The 1,021-nt window shown below is 51.1% G+C and carries 2 protein-coding genes; one reads left to right on the top strand and one right to left on the bottom strand.

What is annotated here, in order from left to right; translation table 11 throughout:
- Positions 1-98 precede the first annotated feature (98 nt).
- The gene (locus BM036_RS19755) at positions 99-527 is read left to right on the top strand and encodes a hypothetical protein (protein ID WP_091855320.1); all 429 of its coding nucleotides are present in this window, start codon (positions 99-101) and stop codon (positions 525-527) included.
- 98 nt (positions 528-625) lie between these two features.
- Here the strand turns inward: BM036_RS19755 and BM036_RS20175 are convergent.
- On the bottom strand, positions 626-1,021 hold a 396-nt coding region (locus BM036_RS20175), incomplete at its 5' end, for a transposase (protein WP_425434124.1).

The following is a 1,021-nucleotide window of genomic DNA, read 5'->3' as shown; positions in this document are numbered from 1 at the left end:
CAGCTAGCTGATGGCCGCTACAAAAATTTTAGGAAGCAGGCGTTGGGGACGGCTCGAAATCGAGTTTTTCTACAGCCTCGTTATGGGTACCTTACCGCATGTTTTTAGCTCTATTGCTCAGTTTCATATTGGTGCTCTTCATCTTCCTGGTTGCCGGTCCGCCTGTGGGTTATTTTGTTTTTGTGCTGGCTAGCCCGATTCCACTCGATGAATTTTCGTCCAGCCTTTTCCCCGCCTACATTGTGGGAATTGTTCCAGCATTTCTGGCGGGACTGGCGAATTGGGCTCTGCTTATTTCCCTGTACCCGAGGTTCAGTCGGTTGAAGATAAACCTGCTGAGTATTCTTGTATCAGGCGTCGCTGGTTCTATGATTGTGGTTTGGCCAATAGCTGTTGTAGGTCAGGTCGGCTTTTCGTTCCTTTTCCCGCTGGTATTTGTAGCGGCGACGGCGACTTGTGTTTTCCTGGTGAACAAGCCAGCCTTTAACATCTTAGAAGACTTGGGTGCTCGGAACGCCAACCCATAATAAGTCACGGAAGGCGGACGCGTGAGACGCGCCGCTTCGTTCAGCGTCAAAGGTAAATAGTGAATCACGTGTAGAAACCGGGACAGATTTATTTTCATTTATTTTCTAGGCCGTCCCGGAGCCCTGGTTTCAATGCGTAGTACAATACGACGCTCGACTTCATCAACGAAACGGTTGCCGCCGGTCAGCTTATTCCCGGCGATGGCGGTTCTTATCTGGCGGTCTTGTTCAGAGAAAGCTCCATCGTTGACAAACGCCTGGTAGCGTTCTCTGCGTGACTGCGAATCAATTCCCAGAGCAGCCATCGTAGGAGGTTCATCCAGCCAGTCACAGTGGGCGAGACCGATACGTGCGGCATAGGATGACCAAGGATAATGTTCCGCTGCGTCAACCATGCCGGCTTTCACCGGGTTTAGCTCAACATATCGACAGCAACTGAGCAGGTAGTGGTCGGTATCGATTGGGCTGATCTTATAGCGCCCCTCCCACAGTGA

The sequence above is a fragment of the Marinobacter segnicrescens genome (genome assembly GCF_900111555.1).
GTDB classification, from domain to species: Bacteria; Pseudomonadota; Gammaproteobacteria; order Pseudomonadales; family Oleiphilaceae; genus Marinobacter; species Marinobacter segnicrescens.
Note: the sequence above shows the minus strand (reverse complement) of the source record. Positions and strands in the feature narration are given on the sequence as shown.